The organism is Weissella thailandensis (assembly GCF_001932615.1).
GTDB classification, from domain to species: Bacteria; Bacillota; Bacilli; order Lactobacillales; family Lactobacillaceae; genus Weissella; species Weissella thailandensis.
In genome coordinates this window covers 1,640,758-1,654,847 of record NZ_CP014332.1, presented here as the reverse complement: position 1 = coordinate 1,654,847, position 14,090 = coordinate 1,640,758, and the positions used below count along the sequence as shown (strand labels likewise).

Sequence of the window (14,090 nt, the reverse complement as noted above, 5' to 3'; positions counted from 1 at the left end):
GGAAGCACCAAATGACACCAATCATTAAGAGCGGGAAAACATTTGGTGCTTTTATTGTATGGAGGGAATATGACAACAAAACTAGTAATTCGCGAACTGGCCTTAGCTAACTTGGCGGGGATGACTGAAATGATGCAAACGTACCTGATGCAAAATATGGTCAAAAAAGTGACCGCTTTGCCAACTTGGGAACAAGCACAAGTGGTGGCGCTAACGATGTCACAGGACGATGAACTATCCACTGAACTATTAATTCAAATTGCGCTACTACAAAACAAAACAGTCGTGTTACCGCGGGTGCTACCAAAACGACAGATGGAATTTACGACAATTGACCAAGATACAGTCTATGCTCGACATAAATTTGGTATGCTGGAACCGGTTGGTGGTCGAATAGTTTCACCAGATGAAATTGATTTTGTTTTGGTACCTGGACTTGCATTCACTCCAAATGGTGATCGGATTGGGTTTGGTGGGGGCTATTATGACCGTTGGCTACCAAATACTACCGCAACCAAGGTTGCCACAACCATTACAAAAAATTTATATGAACAACCAACTTGGTCAATTGAAGCAACTGATCAGCGTGTTGATCAGGTAATTGTATTAGATAAGGAATCCAAATGAGAAATTTTAAAATAAGTTGGCAACAAGCGCCAATAACTGTTTCACTAATTATATTAATGGTCGTCATTTTTATTGGCGAAGTAATCATCAGTGGTCAAATGACAGTATCAACCCCAGCACTCTATCAACTAGGGGCAATGTTTAAACCGTCAGTTGTGTACATGGGCCAATGGTGGCGGATGATTACCGCAGGCTTTCTTCATGTGACCCTAATGCATTTGGTACTTAATATGATTACACTGTATTATGTTGGTCGGTTATTAGAACAATATTTTGGCAGTGTTAGATATTTTATTGGCTACATTGCTGCTGTTGGTCTTGGTAGTTTGAATTCACTAGCTTTTGGATCCGCTAATGCAATATCTGCAGGTGCTTCCGGTGGTATTTTTGGCTTGTTTGGAATGATCTTTCTAATGGGATTATTGGACAAACAAGGGTTTTGGTTAGCGCAAGCGAAGACCTTAGGCCTGTTTGTTATCCTGTCCTTAATACCTGTTATTGGTGGATCAAATATTGCAATTAGTGCCCATATTGGTGGTTTAGCTGGTGGTTTTTTACTTGCACCACTTTTGTTGAAAAAAGGTCAGGCATCAAGCAAACAAGTGTTAGTAGCTGCGTTGGCGCTGGTCGTTTATATTGGCGTTCTACTAACAGTCGGTTTAAGCATTCGCTAAATTGAGGAGTAAGAAACATGAAAACCTTTTTAGATGTTTTACAATTATTGAAAAAATACGATATTTACATTCACTTGGGTAACCGTTTGTGGGACATTGAATTGGCCGCCATTGAAGTTGATAATTTATATAAGGCGGGCTTACTAGAAAACAAAAGATATGCGCAAGTGAAATTAGTATTAACCCATGAGCATGAGATGGAAGAACGACGCCAAGGGATTGAATCAACAAAATAATTTGTAAACGGTTCCACAAATCTATTGTATAATGTCTGCGTTACCGGTATAATGGTCTTGAAAGCGTTGGAGATTTTATAATATTTTTTTGAAAAAGAGGTTTTAAGTCATGGCGAAAGATAAATTAATCGGGATTGATTTAGGTGGTACCACAATTAAGTTTGCAATTATGACTGCAACTGGTGATATTCAACAAAAATGGTCTATTCAAACCAATATCCTTGATGAGGGTAGTCACATTGTTCCTGATATTATTGATTCAATTAACTATCATCTTGATCTGTATCAATTAGATAAAGAACGTATTATTGGTGTTGGTATGGGAACGCCAGGAACTGTTAATGAAAAAGACGGTACCGTCCAAGGTGCCTTTAACCTAAATTGGAAAGAATCACAAAATGTTAAGGCCGATTTAGAGGCTGGCTTAGGGTTCCCGGTCGCAGTTGATAATGATGCCAATGCAGCCGCATTAGGCGAGCAATGGCGTGGTGCTGGTAACAATCAACCGGAAGTTGTCTTTGTAACGCTTGGCACAGGCGTTGGTGGTGGCTTAGTCAATGAAGGAAAAATGATTCATGGGGCTAAGGGAGCTGCTGGTGAAGTGGGACATATGATCGTTGAGCCTGGTGGTTACCAGTGTACTTGTGGTAACTATGGTTGCTTAGAGCAATATGCATCTGCCACAGGGGTCGTCCACTTAGCACATGATTATGCTGATGCTTATGCTGGTGATTCAAAGTTAAAAGCAATGGTGTCAAATGGTGAAGAAATAACATCAAAAATCGTGTTCGACCTAGCTAAGGAAGGTGATTACCTAGCTAATGAAGTCGTTGATAAGGTGGCATTTTATCTTGGCCTGGCAACGGCAAATATTGCTAATTTGTTGAACCCATCAGCAATCGTTATTGGCGGTGGTGTTTCAGCAGCAGGTGATTTCCTACTTACTCGAGTACAAAAGAATTTCAATGACTTTGCTTTCAAGATGACACGTCATGTGACTGAATTGAAACTAGCCGAATTGGGCAATGATGCTGGTGCATATGGTGCTGCTTCTTTGGCATTGCAGGCACAAGCTGAGAATTAAAAATAAAACTTTGGATAATTTGTAACATTTTGTTACAAATTATTTTTTTGTAAAGGAGACATATTTTTCTTAATAAAGTCTTTAAATTTTGTTTGGAAACCTTGATATATCAACCTTTTTTGTGAATAAGTAAATTTGTGACTAACAGGAAAACCCTAAATTTTTATTAAAATACTGTTATATCAATGTAACTCGGATGTTAAATCAATTTGCTACTATAAAAACATCGCTGAGAGAGCAATCACAAATCAAGGGGAATAAACAAATGACTTCAAATGTACAACGTTCAAACAAGGGTTGGCTTATTGCCGCTGCAACTGCTGCTGCCGCTGCAATTTTACCTATGACACAAACAACAACTGTTTCTGCTGATGAAACAAGTGATAGTAATGATACGCATGCTTCATGGCGTGCAAAGACTGTTGATGATGTTAAGTCTGTTTTGCTAACAGCTGGTAAGGAATACACTGTTCAATCAGGTGATACATTGTCAACAATTGCTTCTGCAACAGATCTATCAGTTGATGAGATTGCAGCTGCTAATGGTGTGTCAGACGTTAATTCAATCCATGTTGGCGAAACCTTGAAGTTAGACGCTTCAGCAGCCAAAGCAACTAACACAAATGTTGCACCTAAGGCTGATGATACTAAGGTCAATGCTGAAGCCACTGCTGAGAGTGCGGACACTCAAGCTCAACAAGCAGATACACAAGCTCAACAAGCAGATACACAAACTCAAAAAGTAGAAAAGACTGCTACAACATCAACAGCACAGCCAACTACTATGTCAACAGCAACACACGCTGTACCAACTTACAGTACAGCAGGTAATTCATACCCAGCCGGACAATGCACATGGTTTGTTAAGAACGCCTTGTCATGGGTTGGTAACAACTGGGGAAATGCTTCTGGATGGGGCGCATCTGCCGCTGCTGCTGGACGTACAGTTGATGGTCAACCATCAACTGGTTCAGTAGTTGTCTTTGGTGCTGGTTCTCAAGGTGCTGGCGCTTTGGGACACGTTGCTGTGGTTGACTCAGTTAATGGTGATTCAATTACAATTTCTGAAGGTAATTTTGCAGGTATGGCTTACCATACACGTACAATTTCTGCTTCAGGTTTGACATTCATCCATTAATTATTACCCTTAAATAATAAATGAGCAGTAATTTAAAGTAGAAAAGCCTGGGACAAAAGTAAATGTCTCAGGCTTTTTGTGTAAAAATGTATTAATTATATTTTTAGAAAAGATTTCTGATGGAATTTTTGATATGATATTATAAGTATGAGTTAAGAAATGGGGAATTATAGCATGTGGATAACGCTATTTACGATTATTTTACTTTGGTTCTTGTGGTATGTTGGTAACAAGTTGTGGACGAACAGTTTGTTAAAGAAATCTGCAACTGTACTTTCATCTGAGGACTTCGAGTCACAAAGCCACGGCCATGACATCGTTGATATCCGTGAACCAGCCAAATTTAAGTCAAAGCATGTTTTTGGCGCACGTAATATTCAATATATGATGTTGAAGGAAAATCATGCAGCTCTTCGTAAAGACAAGCCTGTCTTTTTGTATGATGAAAATATGCAATTTGCTGCGCGTATGGCAAATACCTTGAAAAAAGATGGCTACGATCAAGTGTATGTCTTGAAAAATGGCTTTGCTGATTACAAGGGTAAAGTAAAGTCTAATCAATAAAAATAAAACCAGCTCGATGATGCATTAATCTTATCAATCAAAGGTTAATACACCATTTAGCTGGTTTTTTGTTATCATGTAGTTATTAGAAGCGGCTACCGTGTGATTGGGCAGCCTTGCGAGCAGACTTACGCTCAGTTTCTTCGAATTTTTCTTCTTCATCGATAACCGGTTTAACGGCAACCTTATGGAAAGTAACAGCAGCTGTTGCTGCGGCTGCAACGGTACTTGCAACGCCGGTAAGAACGCCAACCCCAAATTTTTTCATACGATGATCCTCCAAATTTTTACTAAGATTATTTTAACATATTTAACAGTATTTAAAAAATAGAGGTGTTAAAATGCATTTACCAAAAAGAACTATCATTGCCCATCGTGGTGTCCATGATCGTGGTACAAAAGAAAATTCTTTGGCCGCTTTTCAACGAGCAATCGACATGGATGCCGAGGGATTAGAACTTGATGTCCAACTGGCTAACCACCGGTTAGTTGTGAAACACGATATAAACGCAGAAGAAACCAAGAATTTACCAACCTTTAAGGATTTTCTGGCTTTAATCAAAGCATCACATTACGACGGCTTTTTGTTGATTGAATTAAAAGGTCGTGACGGGGCAAAAGAGCTATACAAGCAATTGCAAGCTGCTGGATTATCGAATCAGCTGATGCTGCAATCATTTTGGGAACAACCATTGCGTGAATGGCGGGCGTTAGACAAGCGCATACCAATTGGCTATTTGCGACATTATCCCAACCGACTTTGCTGGCGATTGGCAAAAGATAAAATTATTCAGCAAGTCAACTTAGATTATCGTTATGCTCCTTTACGGCTATTATCACCATGGTGGTTGCCAACCTATTGGTGGACGATTAATCGTCCAAGTGTGACGGGATTATTAATGCACCTCAATGTTGCGGCCGTTATTACTGATGATATCAAACAAGCACTGAAGTATCGAAAAAGGAAATAAAATTAATTATGCAAAAAATTGTTGTTATTGTCGGTCCGACTGCTGTTGGTAAGACAGCATTGTCCATTAAATTAGCTCAAAAGTTTGATGGCGAAATTGTATCCGGTGATTCAATGCAAATTTATCGTGACTTAAATATTGGGACAGCTAAGGCAACACCTGTTGAGCAAGCAGCAGCCCCACATCACTTAATCGACATTGCTGATTCCGATGAAAACTATTCGGCAGCAAAGTTTGTGACTGCAGCGCAAGATGCAATTGCGGCTATTAGTGCTCGCGGAAAACTACCAATATTAGTTGGGGGAACCGGGTTTTACGTACAAGCTTTACTGGGAGACCGGCCTTTAGCACAGACGCCAGATATTGATGATCCAGATTTTGTGCAACATTGGACAACGATTGCCCATACGGAGGGGGAACAGGTTCTCCGAGATGCTCTAAAAAAAGTTGATTCAGTAAGTGAAGCGCGCATTTTACCAGGACAAATTCGGCGTTTAGTACGAACGTTATTAGTTAGTACCCATACTGGACAGCCCTTTTCATCATTACAACCAGAACCCAAACGTCAATATGACGCTTTGATTGTCGGCTTAACAACAGATCGTCCATTGTTGTATGAACGCATCAATCAACGGGTCGATGACATGATGGTGTCAGGTATTTTGGATGAAGCGAAATTAGTTTACCAACTACCTGATGAGAGTACGGCTAAACGTGCCATTGGTTATAAAGAATTATTTGGATATCTTAATGAGACTGCCACTTATGACGAGGCAGTGGTAAAATTAAAACGGGCCTCGCGTCGTTATGCGAAACGTCAAATGACTTGGTTTAACAACCAATTTCATGATATCCACTGGTATGACTTAGTACAACAACCAGCGCAGTTAGACCAAATCATAGACCAATTAACTGACTTCATGTTAGAATAGGTGACATTGATGATCACCAACGCGCACGAGCGTGGTAATATGCTAGTCATAGGGAGGTCAGTGATATGAGTGAACGAGAATTACGACGTGATTTAGCTGTCTTACCAATGAGCGTTGTGCGAGAATTAACAGGTTTGTCAGATCGTCAAGTACGTTATTATGACCAGCAAGGGTTGATTGAGCCTCAAAGAGGTGCAGGTAAACAGCGTCGTTTTTCATTGGACGATGTCGATCGTTTGCTCCAAATTGCTGAGTATTTGGATGCTGGGTATACCGTTGCTGAGATTCATGAAGTTGACCAAAAGCAACAAAGAAAGCATACGAAAGAACCTTCGGAAGAAAGTTTACGTCATATGTTAGCTGATGAGTTGTTAAATATCGGACGGCTTAACGGAAAACAAAAGTTTTAAGAGTGTTTTTATAGTATAAAGGAGAATTGAACGATGGTACGTAGAGCATACACAAAAGATGATATTCGACAGAAAATTGCTGATGAAAAAGTTGAGTTTTTGCGTTTACAATTTTCAGACGTATTTGGCAACATCAAGAACGTTGAGGTGCCAGTGTCTCAATTAGAGAAGGTTTTAGCTAACAAACTAATGTTTGATGGCTCATCCATCGAAGGGTTTGTGCGTATTGAAGAATCAGATATGTACCTTTATCCTGACTTAGACACATTTATGATTTTCCCATGGGCAACTGACGAACATGGTGGTAAAGTTGCTCGTCTAATTGCCGATATTTATACAGCAGATCGTGAGCCATTTGCAGGAGATCCACGTAATAACTTAAAGCGTGTTTTGAAGCAAATGGAAGCTGATGGTTATACAAAGTTTAACCTGGGTACTGAGCCTGAGTTTTTCTTGTTGAAGATGGATCAAAACGGTAAGCCAACGATGAACCTAAATGATAAGGGTGGCTATTTTGATTTGGCACCATTAGACATGGGAGAAAACACTCGTCGTGAAATCGTGCTTGAAATGGAAAAGATGGGCTTTGAAGTAGAAGCTGCACACCACGAAGTTGCACCAGGCCAGCATGAGGTTGACTTCAAATATGCTGATGCATTAGATGCTGCTGATAATATTCAAACATTTAAGATGATTGTTAAGACCATTGCACGTAAGCATGGGTTATATGCAACCTTCTTGCCAAAGCCAATTTCAGGTATCAATGGTAATGGTATGCACGTTAACATGTCTTTGTTCACTGATGATGGTAATGTTTTCTATGATGAAAACGGTGAGTTGCAATTATCTGATACGGCATACCACTTCTTGGGTGGTATCTTGGCACATGCGGCTAACTATACGGCTATCACTAATCCAACGGTTAATTCATATAAGCGTCTAACGCCTGGTTATGAAGCACCTGTTTATATTGCTTGGTCAGGTTCAAATCGTTCGCCTATGGTTCGCGTGCCATCATCACGTGGTAATTCTACCCGTCTAGAATTACGTTCTGTTGATCCAACAGCAAATCCATATTTGACCTTCGCTGCTATCTTGGGAGCAGGGTTAGATGGTATTGAGCATAAGTTAGAACCAAAGCATGCAGTGGACCGTAACATCTATTTGATGGATGAAGCGGAACGCCGTCGGGCTGGTATTACCGACCTACCTGATACGCTATTCGAAGCAGTTAATAAGCTAGAAGAAGATGAAGTTGTTATGGCAGCTCTTGGTAAGCATATGGGACGTACATTCATTGATGCTAAACGTCTTGAGTATCAAGCCTACCGTCGTGAAGTTTCACAGTGGGAGATTGATACTTATCTAGAACAGTACTAAAATTGTTAAAAACTTATAAAAACAGCGCTAACTTGTACACAAGTTACGCTGTTTTTTAAGTTTAGGTTGTATGATAGTAGTAGGCTATTATTTTAATAGCTAAATTGAATCAATTTATCAATTATTATAAAAATAGGAGGGGTTGAGATGGAAAGTACGCCATACATTCAGACAGATTTACCGTCGAATCAATCCGTGTTACAACAAAAGTTGCAGACGAAACTAGATTATTTAACTAGTATTCAATCGGCGGTTGTTGCGGGGGACGACCGACAGATATATGAGTTATTAGATAGCCAAAAGTATGATTTAAAAGTACGTCAAAAGTCTGAAACAGAAACAAATCGCCCATTGGCAGTTTTGGTGGACGATATGAAAGATGAATTAAGTCATCATCTAGGACAAAAGTTAATCAACTATTTGTCTGAAACATTTCCTTTCTTTTATTATGAAGAAACCCAATTGGGCGTTTTTCAGCTGTACTTTGGAAACTGGTGGGATCGCCGCCATTTTGGTATTCTAGATCCCTTGGCAGTTAAATTTATTTTTAATGATGATGAGTATGAAAAATTAGAAAAAGCAGTTGAACTATCAGCACATGGTCAACGGTATAATTCACAAGTAATTGAAGATACAACGCGTGCAAATGAAACCTTGCAAAAAGTCGTTGATGAACAAAATCAACGTGATGCTGAACGTACACAACTTTTGGCGCAATTGTCGTCATCTGAAGAACGTGGTGGGTTATTTGGTAATCGTGGTCAATCTGAACAACGTGAAGTCTTGAAGGAACGCTTAAAGCAGCTCGATTCAGCTGATGCTAAGTCGCAAAAAGTGCCAGCTTTGATTGCCGAAAATAATACGCAGATTTTGAATTATTCTAAAGAAGATACGATTTTAATTTATGAGCAACGAGCCATTACCGATACATTTGGTACATTTGATGAATTCCAACAAGCAGTTGGTAGTTTATACGAAAATTATGTTGGTAGTTTAGCTGCAGCAGCTGAAGAAGGGGGTGTTTAAGATGACTGAGCACCTACAAAAGCGTGTTGATTCATATGTCAAAATTTTGGCAGATGATATCGGACGAATTCAACAATTGTTGGCGCAAGTTAATGAACTAGCGAATGCGACGGATCCAAAAAAAGTTCATTTGCTAGCGCAACAATTAACCACAGCAACTCTAGATACAGATTGGGTCGTTGTGCCACGCCAATACTCACAGGCAGACTGGTATATGCTAGCGCTTGATCGTTTCTTGAGTTTTGCTGCCGTTACTGATTATGATATTTTGACGCCAGCAGAACGGGAAGAATTAACATTGGTATTTCCAGAGTTAGATATACCAGCAACTTTCCAATTTGAGGTAAACCATGATCAAAATGGTGGGGCATACTTTAAAGAATTAGGAACTAATAAGCGGTTATTCTATTGGTCACTAACTCGTAAGCAAATCTTTTTTAATGCAGAATCAATTACAGATTTGTTAGTTGAGAATTTTCGAAAGAAGACTACCGTTGCCCGTATTCGACCATTGGTTACGTTGTTAACTAAGTTTGGCCGTTATATGGAAGCCACGTTTGGTTATCAAGTTGACTACAATATTTTGGAAACGACAGATGACTTCCTATATCCGTTACGCCAAAAGGAAATGCCCGCAGGTATATTGGATCGGCTATTCGTCTTATCTGCTGATTCAGATTATTTCTTACAAGCAATTCCTAATGGTGCCGGATTAGTTTTGGAAAATAATGTTGAAGTACGTGTCTTTTATGTTAATGATGCAACGGCAACGGATGCGCAACGGTGGCATTTCCAAGTCATTGATGGCAATGATAGCGTATCGTGGTTAGATGTATTGTTGGATTATGATTTTATTGGTGCTTGGTATCTTGTTGAACGACAATTCATCGAGGTTGAAAGTGAACCATTGGTTTTTGATCAGAACTTACAAGAAGTTGAAGCCCGTGAGGCTGAAGCTAAAGAAGCGGCTGTGCAGCCAGAAGTTTTGTCACCACACTCAGTAGCATCTGCAGAGGAGTCGTAGTCATATGACGGAGTTGGATATTGCAAAATATTTGCGACAAACTAGGGACATGATGCATGAAGTCAGTGTACAATGGGAAACACCGATTGGTCCGAAACAAATTTTATTGAATGACTATCTTAACTTAGATGTCAGTTTAAGTGAGTTGACATTCAAAACACAATCGGTATTATTAAATGTCCCTGGTAAGCAGCCACGGCAAGATGAACAAGAAGTGTTAGCTTTGTATAGTCAAGCATTTGTTCAGTTTTTGACGATTAGTTTGCGACAACAGTGGACGCATTTAATGGTTATGACTGATGAAGATATTGCACAATTTGGTCGTTTTCCACAACGGCATTTAGCCCATCAATTTATGGGCATTAAGACGATGTTGTTAAACAGTTATCATCAAAAACGTCAAGCAGATTTTTCGCATGCTTGGCGGTCATTCTTGAAATTAGGTTTAGTGGAGTTAGGTATTTCGCAAGCTGATCTCCATAAAGCAATCCAGAATAATTTTAATGACAACTATGCTTGATTCATTATGCAAATAAACGTACAATAGATGAGGCGGATGCATATTCGTTCCATCTATTTGATATGCAACTGTAGCACAACTGGATAGTGCACTCGGTTTCTACCCGAGCGGTTGTGGGTTCGAGTCCCACCAGTTGCATCAATATGACCTTAGGAATGTTGATAAATCGACGCTCCTAAGGTCATTTTTGTATTTGTAATACTTATTTACTTGAACTAACGCATTACCATTGAATTTGTGTGTTGACTAGGTTATAATAGTTTACGTTGTGTTTGTGGAATCTCACAAACTGCAACCACTCATGGCCTGTATTAAGCAATTCTTTGAGTTCGCGGGCATTGGTGAGTCTAAGTTTTTACAAAAATTTTTTATGGAGGTCTACAGACTCATGGCAGCATATGCAATCATTGAGAACGGTGGAAAGCAATACAAAGTTTCTGCCGGCGACGTAATTTACGTCGAAAAGTTGGATGCCGCAGAAGGTGACAAGGTTGTCTTTGACAAAGTTGTCTTCGCTGATGGCAAAGTAGGTGCACCTTACGTTGAAGGTGTTACTGTTTCAGGAACTGTTGAGAAGCAAGGTAAGGAAAAGAAGGTTGTTACTTTCAAGTACAAGCCAAAGAAGCACTCACATGCTAAGCAAGGTCACCGTCAACCTTATTCTAAGGTTGTCATTGACTCAATTGCCTAAGCCATCGGATAGGAGGATTTAAATCATGCAATTAAATTTGAATAACTTGACGATGCTTGCTCACCACAAAGGTGGTGGTTCATCAGCCAACGGTCGTGACTCAGCTGGTCGTCGTCTAGGTACAAAGCGTGCCGACGGACAAGAAATCAAAGCTGGATCAATCATTTACCGCCAACGTGGTACTCACATCTACCCAGGTGTTAACGTTGGTCGCGGTAACGATGATACATTGTTTGCACTGACTGATGGTGTTGTAAAGTTCGCTCGTATGGGCCGTGACAAGCGCCAAGTATCAGTTGTATCTCGTGAAGAATACAAAGAAATCATCGCTAAGTAATTAGCTAATAAAATGGCCTTACTAATTTCGGTTAGTAGGGTCATTTTTTGTTGTTATGATAGGGTTTGTGGTCATTGACATGTAATATTGTTATTGAGTAGGGGTGATTACGGATAAGATGAATTTGTTCAAAATTGACCTTAATTGACTCCAAAAATGTCACCAAATGTCACTTGTTTGTCACCGCTTTTGTTCAAGGAAGATTGTTGGTCCCAATATTTTCTTGGCCAATAAAATATACCACCCCAATCATCCCAATGACCCCCAAGTTAAAGTATGCACTTTTGGTATAAAGGATCGGCTCTTTAGCAGAAAGAGCCAGGGGGTAAATTAATTGTTTGGTATAATAAGTATTGTAGATTGTTCGCATGGAATATACTATGCGAGTTTATTTCATAAGTAAATGGAGAATAGACGGAATGGCTAAGAAAACAGCAGAATTGAAGATAGAGGATGCATTGTGGTCTGCAGCAGATCAGTTACGTGGGAGTATGGACGCCTCACAGTATCGGAATGTTGTATTAGGATTAATTTTTTTGAAATATGTTTCGGATTCCTTTAATGAAAAATATGAGTCACTGATTCAATCAGATTATCCTGAGGATGCTGAGGATCGCGATATGTATACAGCCGAAAATATATTTTGGTTGCCAAAGGAAGCACGTTGGGATGTGATTGCTGCTTCAGCTAAGACACCTGAAATTGGTGAAACGATTGATAAGGCGATGACAGCAATTGAGCGTGAAAATAATCAAATCAAAGGTGTTCTTCCTAAAAATTATGCATCCCCTGACTTAGATAAGGTTAGATTAGGTGGCGTAATTGATCTTATTTCAAACATTCAGGTAGGTGATGAAGAATCTCGTAAGAATGATGTTCTTGGAAGAGTATATGAGTATTTTTTGAGTAACTTTGCTGCACAGGAAGGTAAAAATGGTGGTGAATTCTATACGCCACGTTCCATTGTTCGTACGCTAGTTGAAATGCTTGAGCCGTATAAAGGACGCATTTATGACCCAGCTGCAGGATCTGGTGGTATGTTTGTACAATCAGAAGAGTTTGTTCGGGAACATCAAGGTGTTATTTCGGACTTATCAGTTTATGGTCAGGAAGCTAATCCAACAACTTGGAAATTGGCAAAGATGAATCTTGCAATCCGTGGTATTGATAATGATTTTGGTCCACACCAAGGCGATACCTTCACCAATGACTTGCACAAAGGAAAGCGCTTTGATTATGTCTTGGCAAACCCACCATTTAACTTGAAAGAATGGGGGGCTGATAAGCTTCAAGAGGACTCACGTTGGTCATACGGTGTTCCACCAAAGGGAAACGCTAATTATGCATGGATCGAGCATATGATTAGTAAATTAGCACCGGATGGTAAAGCTGGTTTTGTTTTAGCAAATGGTGCTTTATCAACGAGTGCAAAGGAAGAGTATGCTATCCGAAAAGCCATTCTTGAAGATGACAAAATAGATGCAATTGTTGCTCTTCCTGGACAGATGTTCTACTCAATAGGTATTCCGGTATCATTGTGGTTTGTTGATATGAATAAAGCTTCAAGTGGCGAACGCAAGCATAATGGAGAGACATTATTTATTGATGCTCGTGAACTTGGACACATGGCTGACCGAACCCATAAGGAATTCACTCGTGAGGACATCGATAAAATTGCTGACACTTATCATGCTTATCGGGGAACTAATGACCAAAACTATCTCGATGTAGCAGGCTTTAGTAAGTCAGCTACCATTGCTGAAATTCGTGAAAATGACTATGTATTAACGCCAGGACGTTATGTTGGACTTGCGGAGCAAGAAGATGATGGTGAATCATACGAGGAGAAAATGTCTCGGCTAACCTCAGAATTATCAGACCAATTCAAAAAGAGCGCAGAACTTGAAGAACAAATTCGTGTCGCTCTGAAGGAGATTGGTTATGAGATTTAAAATTTCCGATTTAGTGGCCGTTAACATGGAGACGCTGAAAGCAAAGGACGATGTGTTCGATGTCGAATATGCAGATACCGGCAGCGTTACCGCTGGAATTTTCGGACCGGCCGAATATTTTGAATCGCTTCGTCAAGCGCCTAGTCGTGCGAGAAGAGTAGCGATGGCAGGAGATACGGTGTATTCAACTGTTCGCCCAAATCAGCGACATTTTGGATTTATTACCAATAAGTTGGCGAATCGTATTTATAGCACGGGCTTTGCTGTACTACATCCTAACCCAGAAAAAGTCTTGCCTTACTACTTTTATTTAATCATGAATCAAGAATGGGTGACTGAGACGCTCCAAAGTGTAGGCAGCGGATCTACGTCAGCCTACCCAAGTATTAGGCCGGGAGATATTCTTAATCTTGAAGTAGAAGTTCCTGACTTAGAGACGCAGCGTCGGATTGTTAATATTTTTCAATCCTTGGACGGTAAGATGCTCGTTAATAATCAGATAAATGATAATTTAGCTGCCTAAC

The 14,090-nt window shown here is 39.8% G+C and carries 18 protein-coding genes, 1 tRNA gene and 1 other annotated feature; of the genes, 18 read left to right on the top strand and 1 reads right to left on the bottom strand.

Features of this window, described 5'->3' with window-relative positions; all coding sequences use genetic code 11:
- Positions 1–69: 69 nt before the first annotated feature.
- The 6 genes from FOL01_RS08265 to FOL01_RS08240 all read left to right on the top strand — a co-directional run bounded on the left by FOL01_RS08265 (position 70) and on the right by FOL01_RS08240 (position 4,323).
- Complete coding sequence (locus tag FOL01_RS08265) at positions 70–627, top strand: 5-formyltetrahydrofolate cyclo-ligase (RefSeq protein ID WP_075270179.1); 558 nt, start codon at positions 70–72, stop codon at positions 625–627.
- The gene (locus FOL01_RS08260) at positions 624–1,301 is read left to right on the top strand and encodes a rhomboid family intramembrane serine protease (protein WP_075270178.1); all 678 of its coding nucleotides are present in this window, start codon (positions 624–626) and stop codon (positions 1,299–1,301) included. The genes FOL01_RS08265 and FOL01_RS08260 overlap by 4 nt, the downstream gene beginning before the upstream one ends.
- Positions 1,302–1,318: 17 nt before the next feature.
- Positions 1,319–1,537 (top strand): YqgQ family protein, encoded by a 219-nt coding sequence (locus FOL01_RS08255; protein ID WP_075270177.1) that lies wholly within the window; start codon positions 1,319–1,321, stop codon positions 1,535–1,537.
- A gap of 109 nt (positions 1,538–1,646) precedes the next feature.
- Positions 1,647–2,621, top strand: a complete 975-nt coding sequence (locus tag FOL01_RS08250; RefSeq protein ID WP_075270176.1) for an ROK family glucokinase — start codon at positions 1,647–1,649, stop codon at positions 2,619–2,621.
- Between the two features lie 265 nt (positions 2,622–2,886).
- A complete protein-coding gene (locus tag FOL01_RS08245) occupies positions 2,887–3,759 on the top strand; it encodes a COG3942 and LysM peptidoglycan-binding domain-containing protein (RefSeq protein WP_237342626.1) in 873 nt (290 codons plus the stop codon).
- A 174-nt stretch (positions 3,760–3,933) separates the two neighbouring features.
- A complete protein-coding gene (locus FOL01_RS08240) occupies positions 3,934–4,323 on the top strand; it encodes a rhodanese-like domain-containing protein (protein ID WP_075270174.1) in 390 nt (129 codons plus the stop codon).
- A gap of 85 nt (positions 4,324–4,408) precedes the next feature.
- Here the strand turns inward: FOL01_RS08240 and FOL01_RS08235 are convergent, their stop codons facing one another.
- The gene (locus FOL01_RS08235; protein ID WP_075270173.1) at positions 4,409–4,591 is read right to left on the bottom strand and encodes a DUF3042 family protein; all 183 of its coding nucleotides are present in this window, start codon (positions 4,589–4,591) and stop codon (positions 4,409–4,411) included.
- A gap of 73 nt (positions 4,592–4,664) precedes the next feature.
- Here FOL01_RS08235 and FOL01_RS08230 point away from each other — a divergent pair, with 73 nt between their 5' ends.
- From FOL01_RS08230 to FOL01_RS08175, 12 genes are all read left to right on the top strand, one after another.
- Positions 4,665–5,294: a glycerophosphodiester phosphodiesterase gene (locus tag FOL01_RS08230; RefSeq protein WP_075270172.1), complete on the top strand. Its 630-nt coding sequence runs from the start codon at positions 4,665–4,667 to the stop codon at positions 5,292–5,294.
- Positions 5,295–5,302: 8 nt separating this feature from the next.
- Positions 5,303–6,226 carry a tRNA (adenosine(37)-N6)-dimethylallyltransferase MiaA gene (gene miaA, locus FOL01_RS08225; RefSeq protein ID WP_075270171.1) on the top strand — a complete coding sequence of 308 codons (924 nt, stop codon included), beginning with the start codon at positions 5,303–5,305 and terminating at the stop codon, positions 6,224–6,226.
- Positions 6,227–6,291: 65 nt separating this feature from the next.
- Positions 6,292–6,636, top strand: a complete 345-nt coding sequence (locus FOL01_RS08220) for a MerR family transcriptional regulator (RefSeq protein WP_075270170.1) — start codon at positions 6,292–6,294, stop codon at positions 6,634–6,636.
- 33 nt (positions 6,637–6,669) lie between these two features.
- Positions 6,670–8,016, top strand: coding sequence for a type I glutamate--ammonia ligase (gene glnA / locus FOL01_RS08215; protein WP_075270169.1), 1,347 nt, complete (start codon positions 6,670–6,672; stop codon positions 8,014–8,016).
- Between the two features lie 147 nt (positions 8,017–8,163).
- The gene (locus tag FOL01_RS08210; protein ID WP_075270168.1) at positions 8,164–9,042 is read left to right on the top strand and encodes a hypothetical protein; all 879 of its coding nucleotides are present in this window, start codon (positions 8,164–8,166) and stop codon (positions 9,040–9,042) included.
- A gap of 1 nt (position 9,043) precedes the next feature.
- Positions 9,044–10,066: a hypothetical protein gene (locus FOL01_RS08205; protein ID WP_075270167.1), complete on the top strand. Its 1,023-nt coding sequence runs from the start codon at positions 9,044–9,046 to the stop codon at positions 10,064–10,066.
- Between the two features lie 4 nt (positions 10,067–10,070).
- Positions 10,071–10,586, top strand: a complete 516-nt coding sequence (locus FOL01_RS08200) for a dUTPase (RefSeq protein WP_075270166.1) — start codon at positions 10,071–10,073, stop codon at positions 10,584–10,586.
- Between the two features lie 64 nt (positions 10,587–10,650).
- Positions 10,651–10,724: transfer RNA gene (locus FOL01_RS08195), tRNA-Arg, on the top strand.
- 145 nt (positions 10,725–10,869) lie between these two features.
- Positions 10,870–10,945, top strand: a sequence feature (ribosomal protein L21 leader region).
- Between the two features lie 29 nt (positions 10,946–10,974).
- Complete coding sequence (gene rplU / locus FOL01_RS08190; protein ID WP_075270165.1) at positions 10,975–11,277, top strand: 50S ribosomal protein L21; 303 nt, start codon at positions 10,975–10,977, stop codon at positions 11,275–11,277.
- 25 nt (positions 11,278–11,302) lie between these two features.
- Entirely contained in the window at positions 11,303–11,614 is a 312-nt protein-coding gene (rpmA, locus tag FOL01_RS08185; RefSeq protein ID WP_075270164.1) for a 50S ribosomal protein L27, read from the top strand.
- Between the two features lie 419 nt (positions 11,615–12,033).
- Positions 12,034–13,566: a class I SAM-dependent DNA methyltransferase gene (locus FOL01_RS08180; protein WP_075270163.1), complete on the top strand. Its 1,533-nt coding sequence runs from the start codon at positions 12,034–12,036 to the stop codon at positions 13,564–13,566.
- Positions 13,556–14,089, top strand: coding sequence for a restriction endonuclease subunit S (locus FOL01_RS08175; protein WP_075270162.1), 534 nt, complete (start codon positions 13,556–13,558; stop codon positions 14,087–14,089). The genes FOL01_RS08180 and FOL01_RS08175 overlap by 11 nt, the downstream gene beginning before the upstream one ends.
- Position 14,090 lies beyond the last annotated feature (1 nt).